Source organism: Lentzea sp. NBRC 105346 (genome assembly GCF_030269605.1).
In the GTDB taxonomy this organism is placed as follows: Bacteria; Actinomycetota; Actinomycetes; order Mycobacteriales; family Pseudonocardiaceae; genus Lentzea.
This window is the reverse complement of sequence record NZ_BSTQ01000022.1, coordinates 124,685-138,836: the sequence shown is the minus strand read 5'-3', so window position 1 is coordinate 138,836 and position 14,152 is coordinate 124,685. Positions and strand designations below refer to the sequence as shown.

Annotated in this window: 13 protein-coding genes; 4 read left to right on the top strand and 9 right to left on the bottom strand. The window is 69.5% G+C overall.

Annotated features, from left to right (window positions below):
• Window positions 1-9 precede the first annotated feature (9 nt).
• Window positions 10-666, top strand: coding sequence for a TetR/AcrR family transcriptional regulator (locus QSK35_RS37215; protein ID WP_285752421.1), 657 nt, complete (start codon window positions 10-12; stop codon window positions 664-666).
• Between the two features lie 396 nt (window positions 667-1,062).
• Here the strand turns inward: QSK35_RS37215 and QSK35_RS37210 are convergent, their stop codons facing one another.
• Entirely contained in the window at window positions 1,063-1,722 is a 660-nt protein-coding gene (locus tag QSK35_RS37210) for a hypothetical protein (RefSeq protein WP_285752420.1), read from the bottom strand.
• A gap of 101 nt (window positions 1,723-1,823) precedes the next feature.
• Here QSK35_RS37210 and QSK35_RS37205 point away from each other — a divergent pair, with 101 nt between their 5' ends.
• Complete coding sequence (locus tag QSK35_RS37205; RefSeq protein ID WP_352244184.1) at window positions 1,824-2,729, top strand: phosphorothioated DNA-binding restriction endonuclease; 906 nt, start codon at window positions 1,824-1,826, stop codon at window positions 2,727-2,729.
• Window positions 2,730-3,093: 364 nt separating this feature from the next.
• Here QSK35_RS37205 and QSK35_RS37200 read toward each other — a convergent pair whose 3' ends face one another.
• The 7 genes from QSK35_RS37200 to QSK35_RS37170 all read right to left on the bottom strand — a co-directional run bounded on the left by QSK35_RS37200 (window position 3,094) and on the right by QSK35_RS37170 (window position 9,656).
• On the bottom strand, window positions 3,094-3,696 hold the full coding sequence (locus QSK35_RS37200) for a hypothetical protein (protein WP_285752418.1): 603 nt from the start codon (window positions 3,694-3,696) through the stop codon (window positions 3,094-3,096).
• Between the two features lie 44 nt (window positions 3,697-3,740).
• Window positions 3,741-4,205, bottom strand: coding sequence for a hypothetical protein (locus QSK35_RS37195; RefSeq protein WP_285752417.1), 465 nt, complete (start codon window positions 4,203-4,205; stop codon window positions 3,741-3,743).
• A 100-nt stretch (window positions 4,206-4,305) separates the two neighbouring features.
• Window positions 4,306-4,734 carry a pantetheine-phosphate adenylyltransferase gene (gene coaD / locus QSK35_RS37190; protein ID WP_285752416.1) on the bottom strand — a complete coding sequence of 143 codons (429 nt, stop codon included), beginning with the start codon at window positions 4,732-4,734 and terminating at the stop codon, window positions 4,306-4,308.
• An 18-nt stretch (window positions 4,735-4,752) separates the two neighbouring features.
• A complete protein-coding gene (locus QSK35_RS37185; RefSeq protein ID WP_285752415.1) occupies window positions 4,753-5,340 on the bottom strand; it encodes a sarcosine oxidase subunit gamma in 588 nt (195 codons plus the stop codon).
• Window positions 5,330-8,146, bottom strand: coding sequence for a glycine cleavage T C-terminal barrel domain-containing protein (locus QSK35_RS37180; RefSeq protein WP_285752414.1), 2,817 nt, complete (start codon window positions 8,144-8,146; stop codon window positions 5,330-5,332). The genes QSK35_RS37185 and QSK35_RS37180 overlap by 11 nt, the downstream gene beginning before the upstream one ends.
• Window positions 8,143-8,424: a sarcosine oxidase subunit delta gene (locus QSK35_RS37175; RefSeq protein WP_285752413.1), complete on the bottom strand. Its 282-nt coding sequence runs from the start codon at window positions 8,422-8,424 to the stop codon at window positions 8,143-8,145. The genes QSK35_RS37180 and QSK35_RS37175 overlap by 4 nt, the downstream gene beginning before the upstream one ends.
• Window positions 8,425-8,444: 20 nt before the next feature.
• Entirely contained in the window at window positions 8,445-9,656 is a 1,212-nt protein-coding gene (locus QSK35_RS37170; RefSeq protein WP_285752412.1) for a sarcosine oxidase subunit beta family protein, read from the bottom strand.
• A gap of 65 nt (window positions 9,657-9,721) precedes the next feature.
• Here QSK35_RS37170 and QSK35_RS37165 point away from each other — a divergent pair, with 65 nt between their 5' ends.
• Window positions 9,722-10,369, top strand: a complete 648-nt coding sequence (locus tag QSK35_RS37165) for a GntR family transcriptional regulator (RefSeq protein ID WP_285752411.1) — start codon at window positions 9,722-9,724, stop codon at window positions 10,367-10,369.
• Between the two features lie 24 nt (window positions 10,370-10,393).
• Complete coding sequence (locus QSK35_RS37160; protein ID WP_285752410.1) at window positions 10,394-13,444, top strand: ATP-binding protein; 3,051 nt, start codon at window positions 10,394-10,396, stop codon at window positions 13,442-13,444.
• A gap of 2 nt (window positions 13,445-13,446) precedes the next feature.
• Here the strand turns inward: QSK35_RS37160 and QSK35_RS37155 are convergent, their stop codons facing one another.
• A complete protein-coding gene (locus QSK35_RS37155; protein ID WP_285752409.1) occupies window positions 13,447-14,121 on the bottom strand; it encodes an AfsR/SARP family transcriptional regulator in 675 nt (224 codons plus the stop codon).
• Between the last annotated feature and the right edge of the window lie 31 nt (window positions 14,122-14,152).

The following is a 14,152-nucleotide window of genomic DNA, read 5'->3' as shown; positions in this document are numbered from 1 at the left end:
GGAGCACGGATGCCGGAGCACGCTCCGAGCCGACTGGACCGGCGCAAGGCGCGCACCCGCGCAGCCCTGATCCGAGCGGCCCAGGCGCTCATCGCGGAGGGGAAGACCGCGGTGCCGATCCTGGAGATCACCCAGGCCGCGGACGTCGGCATGGGGTCGTTCTACAACCACTTCGAGACGAAGGAGCAGCTCTACCAGGCCGCGGTCGAGGACGCCCTCGACACGCACGGGGCCCTGCTCGACGAGCTGACAACCGGCCTCGACGACCCGGCACAGGTCTTCGCTCAGAGCTTCCGGCTGACCGGGCGCCTGCACCGGAGACACCCAGAACTCAGCAAGGTCCTCCTGCACTACGGGCTCGAACTCGCCACCTCGGAGAGCGGACTGGCTCCCCGTGCCCGCCGCGACATCGAGGCCGCTGTGCGCGCCGGCCGCTTCACCGTCGGAGACACCGAACTCACCATGGTCACGATCGCCGGGGCCGCTCTCTGCCTCGGTCACCTGCTACACCGTCAGCCCGAGCGCGACGACGCCGCGGCAACGGACCGCGTGACCGAGGACCTGCTGCGCATGCTCGGCCTCACCGCGGCCGAAGCCCACGAGATCTGCAACCGGCCACTGCCCGCCTTCGACACCACCGCGACCGGGCCGGACACCGCCGCCTGAACGCCACGGGTGCTGTCCTCCCTGATCGGCACCGCCGGGAGCGCGGTCACAGTCGGATTGCTGTGCAAGCCGGCGGCAACGTCATCGCCAGCAGGTCGCGGCACATCCGCAGGCCGTGACCATCAAGGTCCGACGCAGTCGAACCGCAGGCGAGACGCCTCTGCTGAGCGCTCGAGCCTGGCCGCTTCAGCAGACGCTTCATCGATGCCTGGGCCACGCACATCGGCAGAGCAGGACGTTCGCGAGTTTTGGATCACTCGGTTGCTTCGAGGCGAGACCATCGCGACCCATCGCGCTAGTGGAGCCTGATCCGTGGTGCGTATCGATGCTCCGACGAGCACCGTGAATGGTGTGCTTGTTCGACGCCCTCGAGGCAGTGCTGAGCCTGTCGGTGCTTCAGACGGCGAGTACTGCGCCGGCCACGACGGGAACCGCCTGCCGTAGCTGGTTCAACGCGGACGCGCGTGCGGTGGCGAAGTCTTCTGCGTATCCCCAGCCGCTTGTAGTGACGAGCAGGTCGTTGTGGGCCAGGGCCGCCAGGCAGTGGTGCACTCCGGGTTCGGGGTCGTTGGCTGTCTCGCAGTAGGCGTAGAAGTCATCGAGTCCGGCAGGGGCGGGTATGTCTGCGTCGGGACTGACGACGCGTTCAGGTTTGCCGTCGCGCGGGACGTGTTTCGGACAGGTCCTTGCCGTGCTCCTGATCTTCTCGACCAGGTCGCGTGCGTGGACGTCGGACAACGCGTGCACGTACTGGTTGACGTTCACGAGTTCCCCGACCCACAGCCGTCCCTGGGACACCGCCCATCCTGGTTCGACCTGGACCGGACCGCACAGACGGAGCACCTCGGCGGCACCTCTGCGCTCGGTCATCGGCCGGTCTTCTTTCCACGGGCCGCTGGGACCGAACGCGTCTTTGGGGGCGAGCGCGGACTTCGCCTTGAGCTCCAGCGCGTTCCACTTGTCGGTCACCGAGGTCGTGGAGGGTGCCGTGGACGTCGCAGGAGGTACGTCCTGCGTTGAACACGCCGCCAGCACGCCGGCAATCGTCAGTGTCACGAATCGTTTGAACACGCATACCCCCAGGTCAGGAGGATGAGCATAGCGAAGGCGAACGCTGCGTCGTCACCACGCTGTCCTTCTGTCAGCGGCGGTCGGTCATGATTCACGGCGTGGTCGATCAGCAGAACGAGGTACTGGCTCGTCTGTCCTCGTTGCGGCAACACCAGCAGGGCGGGACGCGGTCGCCGCACAAGCCGTTGTTGGTGTTGCTCGCGTTGGGACAGTTGTCGGCTACCGGAACGAGCGAGATCTCCTGGGCTACCGCCGCCACGAAACTGGCGGATCTGATCCGGGACTACGGCCCGCCGTCCGCCACACAGCCCGCGCAGAGCGCGGCGTACCCGTTCACACGACTGCGTTCGGACGGGATCTGGACGCTGAACGCGGATGTGCCGATGGACCGCGTGCAGCCGCTGGCGGCCAACGCGGTGGTCGGACGGTTGGAACCACTGCTCGAACAGGCCCTGCGCGACGCGGGCCTCGCCGCCGCGGCGGCGAGGCAACTGGTCGAGTCCGAGTTTCCCCCGACCATCGCACCGGACGTGTTGATGGCGGTCGGTCTTGATCCCGACGCGATCCTCGGTGCGGCCGACGGTTACACGGCCCGGCGGCGCCGGCGGGGTTCGTGGCCGGTTGCCATCCTGGAGGCGTGGGATCGGCAATGTGCGTTCTGCGGATTCGACGGCCAGCTCGGCGCGGCCACCGTTGGTATCGAGGCGGCGCACGTGCGCTGGTTCACCTTCGGTGGACCCGATGCCGTGGACAATGGGCTGGCACTGTGTTCGTTGCACCACAAGCTGTTCGACCGTGGAGTCCTGGGTCTCGGCGACGACCTGCGGATCATCGTGTCGTCGAGGTTCACCAGCCGGACCACCGCCGGGCAGTCCGTCTACGAGCTGCACGGACGCCCGCTGCGTCCACGCCCCGGCACGTCGTTGCCAGCCGCCGCGCACGTCGACTGGCATACCAACGAGGTCTTCAAAGGCCCTGGGTTGACCCTATGACGAGTGCGTCGCGCGGCCTCACTGTCCACCGAGGTGTTCGTCAAGGCCAAGCTGCAGGTCAACTCCCAAGAGCGGTGCCAATGTCCGCTCATGGGCATGAGTGCTTGAGCCGTACGGTCAGCGGCATGAGCGTACGGATCACTGCGGGCGAAAGCCGGTCGCCGCGGCAGGTGTCTCGGACCTACCATCGCAACGAGCCCGCCCAAGGCGCATCTACCCGGTAAGGGTGCGTCCTGCCCGTCGCATGGTGGGGGTGGCAGCCCGTTCGAGCCGGGCCGGGTCCGGGGAACTCACGCCTCGACGGGAGGTGTCGGGTTCCTGCATCAACGCCCTCAGCGGCATGAGCGCGACATCTGCGAACCCGTCACCGCCACGCCGGCGACTCGTTGACAGCGCGCTGCACCTCGTCGGCACGCGGATCGCCGCCGTAGAACGCCTCCCACCACCGCTTCCCGGCAGCGGTGAACTCGTCGACCGGCACGGGGGTGCCGTCGAACCGCTCCACCGTCAGCTCGTCGTACTCGACGACACCTTCGATGCAGTAGAGCCGATATCCGTCCTCGACGGTCACGCCGACCTCGTTGAACCAGTACAGGGTGTGCTCGGCGGGCGTGTCCCGGTGTGTCACGTCGAGGCTGACCTCGGCAGGCCAGTCCTGGACCAGGTTGGGGTTGTCCAGGAACTCCCACCCGTACATCGAGTTGTACAGCGCGACGGAGGCGAAGAACTCCTCCACCGCGTCGAAGTCGGCCAGCGGGATCACCGGGCCGAAGTCGGAGCCCTGACGCCGCAACAGAATCCGTGACCGTGACGGTCCGGACAGGACGATCGCGCGCCGGGCATCCGGGTCGATCAGGCGGTCCGCGGACAGCGCGAGCACCTGGAGCAGCAACACGACGCTGCCATCCGGGCGTTGCCGCAACCCGACGACCGTCGACTCGTTCAGCGCAACATTCAGCTCGTGCACGTCCGCCACTCCTCCGAGATCATCGGAAATGCTCCGGTCTGCGGTCAGGCCCTGGTCCATAGGTTGATGTCGCTGCTCGTCGCCACCACGAGCGTCGCCCCGGACGGGGAGAACCCGGCCGCACGCAGTTCGGAGTGGCGGGAATGGAAGATGTGCCACCAGGTCTCGCCGTGTGCCCCACCGGTGTACGGACTCCCGGTGGACAACAGCACCCGCTCGTTCGGCCAGTCCGGGCTGACGACGTCCACCGACCAACCCGCGGTGCCGGTGTGCAGACCGCCGCCGGCCAGCCCGGCCATCGGCACGCGACGCCGCGCGATCGGCCCGATTCCCTGGCACGTCAGGTCGTTGTCGTCCGGCCAACCCGAATCAGGTTCGGGGTCGCGGGCGAGGCGCGAACCGGTGACGGTGTCGAACAGCCCAAGCCCGCGCGTGGACGCCACCAACAGCAGATCGCGGCCGCGATCCGTGGCGAAACCAACGCCTAGCAGCCCGCCGACAGCGATCACGTGGGAGTCGGCTGGACGCCACGGTTGGGGCGCCGGCACCGTCGACGCGGCCAGAAACTTTGCCCGCAGGCCCCATTGATGGTCGGAAAGCGAAAGATCCTCAGGCATCCCGCGAGTATGCCGGAGCGGCCGTCGCCGCGATCAGGGTTGACGAGATGTACGCGTACGCGGGCGTCGTCGGGACGAAGAGCGTTTCGATGCCGGTCAGGTGACGGTTCATCTGCGCCATCGGCAGCTCGTGCTCGAGGTCGCCAACGCTGCGCGTTCCTCGCACGATCACGTCGATACCCGCCCCGCGGCAGTAGTCGACCAGGAGCCGGCCGGTGCTGGAGTCCACCGTGACGTTGGCCAGGTCGCTGGTCATGTCGGTCAGCAGGGCCAGTCGTTCGGCGAGCGGAAGACGGCCGGTCTTCCTCGGGTTGGTCAGGACGCACATGACGACTTCGTCGAACATGCCCGCGGCCCGGCGCGCCACGTCCAGGTGGCCCTGCGTGGCAGGGTCGAAGGAGCCGGGGAACACGGCGCGCATGGCCAGCCATGCTAACGATCAGCGGTGGCCTTGTGGACGGCCAGTGACAGGAGTCTCTCCCAACAACCCGTACTCCACGGACGCGTCACACAGCCACGCCGCCAGATACTCGGCGAACGACGAACGCACCAGCAGCGTGAACGTGTCCGCGCCCGTCACCTGCAGGATGATCCCCGTCCTGGCGAGCAACGTCTGCACGCAAGTGCCGACGGGAGCCGCAGCCGGGTGCAGGTCCACGGAACATCCGTGAGCGAGCACGTCCCGGACGTGCGGCCCTTCCAGGACAAGAGTCGTGCGCTGCGCCGAAGTGTCCACAACGGATCCCTTGCAGGCACGAAGACCCTCCTCGATCGGGACCTGCAGACCAGGCTCCGCCACGACAAGGTACTCGTCCGGCCCCAGCCACAACACCGAAACGTCCCCGAACCGGCCGGAGCCCTCGGTGAAGGTGCAGGGCCTGGACGGGAATGCGACACCCAGCACCGAACCCATCGCCGCGGTGTCCGACGAGCGAACGGTGAGCTGTGAAAGGAAGGGTCGCTCCGAAACGGTCGACGGAAGCCGGGAGGTCCAGGCGGCCAGCGGGCTGACCAACTCAGCCGTCACGACGGGTTCCTTCCTTGTCGTACAGCACGGAATCGGTGACGGTGACAGGCACGAGCGCGTCCGAGACAGGCACGTAAAGGGTCTCGCCGATGCGCGAGTGCCCCGACCTGACGAGAGCCAGGGCGAACGTGCGGCCGAGCGCGGCGCTGGGATAGCTGGAGGTGACGTGGCCGAGCATCCGGACCGGCGGCTCGGGCAGGTGGTCCGAGGAGATGATCTGAGCCCCTTCGGGCAGCAGCACCGACGGGTCCACCGGCAGCAGGCCGACCAGCTGCTTGCGGTCCGCGCGCTGGTTCTCCGCGCGGGCGAACGAGCGCTTGCCGATGAAGTCGGGCTTCTTCTTCGACACGGCCCACGACATGCCCAGGTCGTGGGGCGTGACCGTCGCGTCGGTCTCCTGGCCGATGATCGGGTAGCCCTTCTCGGCACGCAGCACGTGCATGGTTTCGGTGCCGTACGGCGTGATCCCGAACGGCGCCCCGGCCGCCATGAGCGTCTCCCACACGGCCAGGCCGTGCCAGGCGGTCACGTTGATCTCGTAGGCCAGTTCGCCGGAGAAGCTGATGCGGCACACGCGCGCGGGGACGCCCGCCACCTGGGTGTCGCGCCACGTCATGAACTCGAACGCCTCGTTGCTCACGTCCAGATCAGGCGCCACCGCAGCGAGAACGTCCCGGGATTTGGGGCCCACCAACGGGATCGTGGCCCAGTGGTCGGTGACCGAGGTGCAGTGGACGTCCAGGTGTGGCCACTCCGTCTGCAGCCACTCCTCCATCCAGTCGAGGATCTTCGCGGCGTTGCCGGTGGTCGTGGTGACCAGGTACCGCTCCTCGCCGACCCGGATCACGGTGCCGTCGTCGATCACCATGCCGTCGACGCCGCACATGACGCCGTAGCGGATCCGGCCGACCTTCAGCGTGCTCATCATGTTCGTGTAGAGCATGTCGAGGAACTTGCCCGCGTCGCTGCCCTGCACGTCGATCTTGCCCAGCGTCGAGCCGTCCATCATCGCGACGCCCGAGCGCGCGGCACGGCATTCGCGTAGCACTGCCGTGTGCAGGTCCTCGCCCGGTTGCGGGTAGTACCACGGGCGCTTCCACTGCCCGACGTTCTCGAACAGCGCGCCGTGCGCGACGTGCCACGGGTGAATCGCCGTTACACGCACCGGGTCGTGCAGCGCGCCGCGATCGCGGCCGGCCAGCGCCGCGAAGGACACCGAGGTGTAGGGCGGGCGGAACGTCGTCGGCCGCTGGTCGGCCGGCTCCACGCCCAGCGCCTCGGCGACGATACCCGCGGCGATCATGCCGGACGTCTTGCCCTGGTCGTGGGCGGTGCCGATGGTGGTGTAGCGCTTGATGTGTTCCAACGAACGCAGGCCGGCGCCGGTCGCGCGCAGCACGTCGGACACGGTCGCATCCCGTTGCAGGTCAACGAAACTCGTGTCCTCGTCGCCGGGTACGCGCCACAGCACCAGGCCGGACCGCGACGTGCAGCGCGAGTCGGACACCGGCAGCGGTACCTGACCGCGAGAAGAGAACCCGGCCGCGACAACAGCCGCCGAACCGGCTTCACGCCCCTGCCGCACGCACGAGGCGAGGTCGAGCTCGCCGGTCGCGGAGCCTGCGACGCGGACGGAACCAAGCTCCTCCCCCGGTACGAACGCGCCGAGTTCCGCGTCGTAGCGAAGTTTTCCGCGGGCCTGGCTGAACAAGCTGACGACGGGGTTCCAGCCGCCGGAGACGAGCAAGGTGTCGCAAGCGACGGTGGCGCCCGCGACGTGCACGCCGGTCACTCGTCCCTCGCCCTCGGTTCCGGTGACCACCTGCCCCGCACGCACCTCGATCCCCCGCGCGGCACATTCCGTGGCCAGCCGCGCGGGCGCCTCCGGGCGGGCGTCGACGATCAGCGGAACGTCCACACCGGACTCGGCGAGATTGATCGCCGCGCAGTACGCGCTGTCGTTGGTGGTGAACACGACGGCACGCGAGCCGACCAGCACGCCGTAGCGGTGCAGGAACGTGCGGGCGGCCGACGCCAGCATGATGCCGGGCCGGTCGTTGTCCGGGAACACGACCGGGCGTTCGTGGGCGCCGGTCGTGAGCACGGTCTGCTTCGTCCGGATCCGCCACACCCGTTGCCGGGCAACGGAAGCGGGCGCCGCGAAACCCAGGTGGTCGGTGCGCTTCTGCAGCGCGAGCACGAACCCGTCCTGGTACATGCCGAACGCCGTGGTGCGCTCCAGCACCAGCACGCCCGGCGTGCTCTTCAGTTCGGCAACGATGTCGGCGACCCACGAGGCGGACGGCCGGTCGTCGAGATACTCGTCGACGCCCAGCAACGCGCCGCCGGCCTGGTTCTGCTCGTCCACGAGCACCACGCGCGCACCGCTGCGAGCGGCGGTCAGGGCGGCCACGAGACCGGCGGGACCGGCACCTACAACCAACACGTCACAGTGCTCATGCTTGGCGTCGTACCGCGCCGGATCCGAAATGGAAGCCAGCCGACCCTGCCCGGCGAGGCCGCGTGCCTCCAGGCCTTCGTAGAGCTCAACGGTCGTCGCGAGCAGCATGGGTTCGGGGAACGGCGTTTCGATCTGCACCAACGAGGTCGGATCCTCGGACCCCGCCGCGACGATGCCGCGCGGCCGGCCGAACTTCACGCTGCTGCCGATCTCGTGCACACCATGAGCGAGCAACGCCGACGCGAGCGTGTCACCAGAATGTCCGGTAAAACCCTCACCGTTGAAGGTGAAGTGCAGCAAGGTGTTCCGGTCGATCGTGCCACCCGTGGGCGTGCGAAAGTTCACGACGCCACCTCCGGCATCGGCTCGCCCACGCGGTACACGGCGAGCAGGTCGTGGGTGCGGGTGTCTCGGACGGCGTTGAACCACCGCCGGCACCCGGCGCTGTGGCTCCAGCGCTCGGCGAACGGCCCGCTCGGGTTGTCCCGGAAGAACACGTACTGCGCCCATTCCTCGTCCGACAGCGCGGACGGGTCCGACGGGTAGGCGACGTGGGCCTGGCCGCCGTAGTGGAACTCCGCTTCCTCGCGCGGTCCGCACCACGGACACGGGATGAGTTGCATGTCAGCTCCCCAAGAAGATCTCAGTGCGCGACGGCGGCGGCGCCGTGCTCGTCGACGAGTGCGCCGGTGGTGAAGCGCTCGAGGGTGAACGGCTCGTTGAACGGGTGCGGCTTGTCGTGGGCGATGGTGTGCGCGAAGCAGTCGCCGACACCTGGCGTGGCCTTGAACCCGCCGGTCCCCCAGCCGCAGTTCAGGTACAGCCCGCCGACCGGAGTAAGGCCGACGATCGGCGACGCGTCCGGCGAGACATCGACGATGCCCGCCCACGTCCGCAGCAAGTGGGCGCGGGCGAACACCGGGAACAGCTCCAGTGCGGCCGCCATCTGCTGCTCGATGATGTGGAACGAACCCCGCTGGCCGTAACCGTTGTAGCTGTCGATGCCCGCGCCCATCACGAGTTCGCCCTTGTGCGCCTGGGAGACGTAGACGTGCACCGCGTTGGACATCACGACCGTCGGGTGCACGGGCTCCAAAAGCTCGGAAACCAAGGCCTGCAACGGATGTGAGGCCAAAGGCAACCTGAGGCCCACCATCGCAGCGAGCACCGAACTGTGGCCCGCCGCGCACAGCCCGACGCGACCGGCGGCGATGCGGCCGCGGGAGGTCTCGACCGCGGTGATCCGGCCGCCGGCAGTCTCCAGGCCGGTGACCTCGCAGTTCTGGATCAGATCAACGCCCATCGCGTGCGCGGCACGCGCATAGCCCCAGGCCACGTAGTCGTGCTTGGCGATGCCCGCGCGCGGCTGGTAGGTCGCGCCCAGCACGGGATAGCGCACGTCCGGCGAGACGTTGACGATGGGGCAGATCTCCTTGACACCCTGGGGATCCACCCATTCGGCGTCGATGCCGTTGAGCCGGTTGGCGTTGACCCGCCGCACGCTGTCGCGCACGTCCTGCAGGCTGTGCGCGAGGTTCAGCACGCCGCGCTGGTCGAACAGGATGGGATAGCCGAGGTCCTCCTCCAGCCCTTCCCACAGTTTCAGCGAGTGCTCGTAGATGCCGGAGCTCTCGTCCCACAGGTAGTTGGACCGGATGATCGTGGTGTTGCGGGCCATGTTGCCGCCGGCCAGCCAGCCCTTCTCCAGCACCGCCACGTTCCTGATGCCGTGAACCTTGGCCAGGTAGTAGGCGGTGGCGAGGCCGTGCCCTCCGCCGCCGACGATCACCACGTCGTAGGAGGCCTTCGGTTCCGGGTCGTCCCACAGGAAGTCCGGGTGCTCGGGCAGCTGCATGCGCGACGCCTCCAGCGAAGCTGGTCATCTACTGATATATCAGTCTGCGTAGTAACGTAGTTCACGTGAACACTCCGGTCAACGACGCCGTTTCACTCACGGAGCAGGCGTATGCGGCGTTGCGCGATCGCCTGGTGATGCTGGAGATCAAGCCGGGCGAGCCGATCAACGAGGAGCGGCTGCGCACCGAGCTCGGCGTCGGCCGCACCCCGATCCGCGAGGCGTTGAAACGGCTGGAGCAGGAACGGCTCGTGGTCGCGTTCCCGCGCCGCGGCACGTTCGCCACCGACGTGAACATCTCCGACCTCTCGCACATCTCCGAGGTCCGCCGGACCCTGGAACCACTCGCCGCGGCGGCTGCGGCCGAACGGGCTACCGCGGACGACCGCGCCGCGTTGACCGAGCTGCGCTCCCAGCTGGACACGGCGCCGTCGGGCGACAACACGGAGCTGCTCCGTGCGGACGTCGGGGTGCACCGCGCGATCTACCGGTGCGTGCACAACCCGTTCCTCGAGAACACCCTGATCTCCTACGACAACCTGGCCACCCGGATCTGGTGCGTCTTCCTCCCGCGGTTGTCCGGAATGGCCGGTCACGTCGGCGAACACGTCCCGCTGCTGACCGCCATCGTCGAGGGCGACGGCAAGAAGGCCTCAGAGCTCGCGGCCAAGCACGTCATCGGGTTCGAACGCGCAATCCGTGCCCTGATCTGAGGTCGATGCGGCAGACTTGCCGGAGTGCCAGGGGTCTTCGTCGGTCGTAGTCATGAGCTCGAGGTGCTGGCCGCCGCCAGAACGAGGGCGAGGCGGGGACGCCTCCAGCTCGTCGTGGTCACCGGTGAGGCGGGCGTCGGCAAGACCTGGTTCTGCGAACAGGCGTCGGCCGCGGCCCAGCACGACGGCTTCGAGGTGACGTGGGGCCGATGCTGGCCGCACGGTGGCGCGCCCGCGTTGTGGCCGTGGACCGTGGTGCTGCCCGCGCTGGCCGGGCCGGCCTGCTCGAACCTGCTGGCCGCCGACTCCGGCAGCGACGCCGTCGACCCCGAACGGTTCGCACGGTTCGCGGCCGTGGCCGATGTGGTCGCCGAAGCCCGTGCGCACCAGCCGACCATGGTCGTCATCGACGACGTGCACTACGCCGATGAGAGCGCTCTGCTGCTGACCAGGTTCCTGGCCGGTGCGCTCGATCGGCTCCCACTGGTCCTGGTGCTGGTCACCCGCGAGAACAGCCCGGTGAGCGGCGCGACCACGATCGCCCTGCGGTCCTTCGACATCAACGACGTGACGGCCCTGCTCGACGCGCACGGGCAGCCGAGTCCGGACCGGACAACCGCCACGACCCTGTTGCGGGTCACCGGCGGCAGCCCGTTGCACCTGGCCCGCGCGGTCGACCTCGGCTGGACCGGGTCCGGCCCGGCCACTCTGGAACACGCCATCACCGAGGCGTTGACCCGGCTGACGCCACCGCACCGCCGGATCCTCGCGTTCGCGGCCCTGCTCGGCGTCGACGGATCGGTCGGTGAGATCGCGAGCCTCGCCGACCGTTCGCCAACCGAGGTTCTCCAGGCGCTCATCGCCGCCGCGGACTCGGGACTCGTCGACCTGACGCCGAACGGGTACGCCTGCCACGATCTCGTCCGCGACGCCGCACTCAAGCAGTTCGACACGGTGGAACGGCTCGACGCGCACGCCCGCGCCGCCGCCGTCCTGACGGGCAACCCGGAGCGGATCGCCCACCACGCGCTCGCGGCGGCCATTCGGTCCGACGCCGACGTCGAGATCGCGGTCACCGCCTGCCGGGCGGCCGCCGAGTCGCTGCGCAGGGGTTACGCCTACGAACGGGCCGCGGACCTGCTCGGCCGGGCGGCGGCGCTGGCGCGGCACCGCCTCGACCTGCCCGACCGCGCCGAACTGCTGGTCGAACACGCCGACGCGGTCCTCGCCTGCGGACGGCTCAGCCAGGCACGCGAGAGGTTCGACGAGGCGACCGACGCCGCCGAACGGACCGGCGATCCCGTGCTGACCGCGCGAGCCGTGCTCGGACTGGGTGGCGTCTGGGTGCACGAGTACCGCAACGCGGCGGTCCGGGCCCGCGTGCTGGCGCGGCAACGGGCCGCGCTGGCCGCGTTGCCGGAACACGAGCGGTCGCTGCGCTGCCGGCTCGCGGTGCGCCTCGCCGCCGAAGCCGTCTACGAAGGAGCACCGGTCCCCGAGGTGCTCGACGCGCTGGACCGGACCCGCACCACCGGAGACCCGCACGCGGTGGCCGACGCGCTTTCGTTGACCCACCACGCTTTGCTGAGCCCGGAGCACGCGGCGATGCGGCTGTCGCTCGCCGAGGAACAGATCACGGCGGCGTCGGCGGCCGGTGACGGGATCCTGGCGTTATTCGGCCTGTTGTGGCGCACCGCGGACCTGTATCTGCTCGGCGATCCGGCGGCGGGACGATCGCTGACCGAACTGCGCCAGCGGTCGGCCGCGCTGGGCGTGACCAGCACCGCCTACATCGTGGCGTGCATGGACGTGATGCGGCTGATCCGGGCCGGCCGGTTCGCCGAGGCCGAACCGGCAGCGGAGCACTGCCTGCAGCTCGGTCTGGAGGTCGGCGACTCCGACGCCGTCGGCTACTACGCCGCGCAGCTGCTCAACATCCGGTGGCTGCAGGGCCGGGACGCCGAGCTGGCCGACCTCGTCACGAACACCCTGGCCTCGGCGACTCTCGCGGTGGGCGAGTACGGCTTCCGCGCGTCGGCGGTGATGGTGCTCGCCCGCAACGGCCGGATGCTCGAGGCGCGGGCGGCACTGACCCCGTTGCTCGACATCGGATTGGCCGCCCTGCCGAAGTCGAGCACCTGGCTCGCCGCGATGGCGGTGCTCGTCGAGGCCGCCGCGCTGCTGAACGATCCCGCGCTCGCCGCCGAGATCGCCCGGCTGCTGGGGCCGTTCGCCGATCTGCCGGTCACGGTGTCGCTCGCGGTGTGCTGCCTGGGATCGGTCTCCGGCGCCCTCGGTCTCGCCGCGCTGGTCGCCGGGGATCCGGCCGCCGCGGTCGAACACCTGGACCAGGCCGTCGTCGCCAACCTGCGACTCGACCACCGGCCCGCGACCGCGCTCAGCCGGGCGCGGCTCGCCGAGGCGCTCGTCGCCCGCGCCAGACCGGGCGATCTCGCACGGGCCCGCGCCCTGCTCGCCCAGGCGGTGAACGACGCGAGCGCGTTGGACATGCCGGAACGCGTGCGTGAATGGACCGCGAAAGCCAATGCCCTGGCCCCGACTCCCGCGGTCCTGAGGTGGAGCAGGGATGCGGGCTGGACGGTGCGCGGCGCCGGCCTGCCCGACCTGATCGGCTTCGACTACCTGGCCCGGCTGCTGCAACAGCCCGGCCGGGAGGTCACGGCCGTCGATCTGGTCGGCGCGGCCGTGCTGGACAGCCGGCACGACCTGCTCGACGACGCGGCCATCGACGCCTACCGGCACCGCGTCCGCGATCTCGACGAAGCCATCGCCGATACCTCGGATCCCTTGAAGGCACAACGGTTGCAGTCGGAACGCGACGCCGTGGCCGCCGAGCTCGCGCGTGCGATGGGGCTCGGCGGCCGGGTCCGCGGCTTCGCGTCCACGCCGGAACGGGCGCGCACCGCCGTGCGCAAGGCCATCAAGCGGGCCCTGGACGCGATCACCGAGCACGATCCGGTGCTCGGCGGCGAACTGCGCGCGGCGATCACCACCGGTGCGGTCTGCCGCTACACGCCCTCCTCCCGTGAGTGGCAGGTGGAGCGAACTTCCTGACGTCATGCCGGAATCGCGACCCGCCGAAGGGTGTCGAGCTCGGCGACGAGCCTGGCGTGCAGGCACTCATGGGCGAGCAGAGCGCCGGCAGGCTCGCCAGCGGCGATGCAGGCGTGCGTCAGGATGCCGTAGGCGCGTTCGTCGAACGGATCCGCGACGATCGCGGCCTCGGCCAACGTCCGCGCCCGCGCGGGATCCCGTTCCTGCAGCGCACAACTCGCACCCGTGTGCCATGCCCGGCGCAGCAGTTCGGCCTGCCGGGCGCGAGCCCGCTCGGCCCACTCGGCCCTGGGGTGCTCGGCGAGCACCGGACGGCCACCGATCAGCTCCAGCACCTGCTCGACGGCTCGCGACCCCGCGTGCGGAAAACCGTTGCCCAGCGCGGTTTCCGCCTGCCCGACAAGGTAGGCCGCCCGGTGCAGGTCCACCTCGATCCCGTCCCCGAGCCGGTAGCCGCGCCGGCCACCGGCGATCACGTCCGGTCCGAACTCGGCCCGCAGCCGCCTGACCACCCTGGCGACGTCCGTCCGCAACTCGTCGCCGATCGCGTCGATGCCGACCGGTCCTCCGGCCGCACCGAGCAGCCCCAGCAAGGTCCGTGCCTCGCGGCCACTCACCTCCACCCCGTTCAGCGCGACCGCGCCGACCAGCCGAACATTCCCCCTCTTGTCTCCCATACCTCAACGGCGTGACGCGGATGTGCCACGG

What these genes read in the sequence shown, in the direction of transcription:
- QSK35_RS37215 (WP_285752421.1), top strand. Translation starts at nt 10, where the DNA reads ATGCCGGAGCACGCTCCGAGCCGACTGGACCGGCGCAAGGCGCGCACC.
- QSK35_RS37205 (WP_352244184.1), top strand. Translation starts at nt 1,824, where the DNA reads ATGATTCACGGCGTGGTCGATCAGCAGAACGAGGTACTGGCTCGTCTG.
- coaD (WP_285752416.1), bottom strand. Translation starts at nt 4,734, where the DNA reads ATGCGCGCCGTGTTCCCCGGCTCCTTCGACCCTGCCACGCAGGGCCAC.
- QSK35_RS37175 (WP_285752413.1), bottom strand. Translation starts at nt 8,424, where the DNA reads ATGCAACTCATCCCGTGTCCGTGGTGCGGACCGCGCGAGGAAGCGGAG.
- QSK35_RS37170 (WP_285752412.1), bottom strand. Translation starts at nt 9,656, where the DNA reads ATGCAGCTGCCCGAGCACCCGGACTTCCTGTGGGACGACCCGGAACCG.
- QSK35_RS37155 (WP_285752409.1), bottom strand. Translation starts at nt 14,121, where the DNA reads ATGGGAGACAAGAGGGGGAATGTTCGGCTGGTCGGCGCGGTCGCGCTG.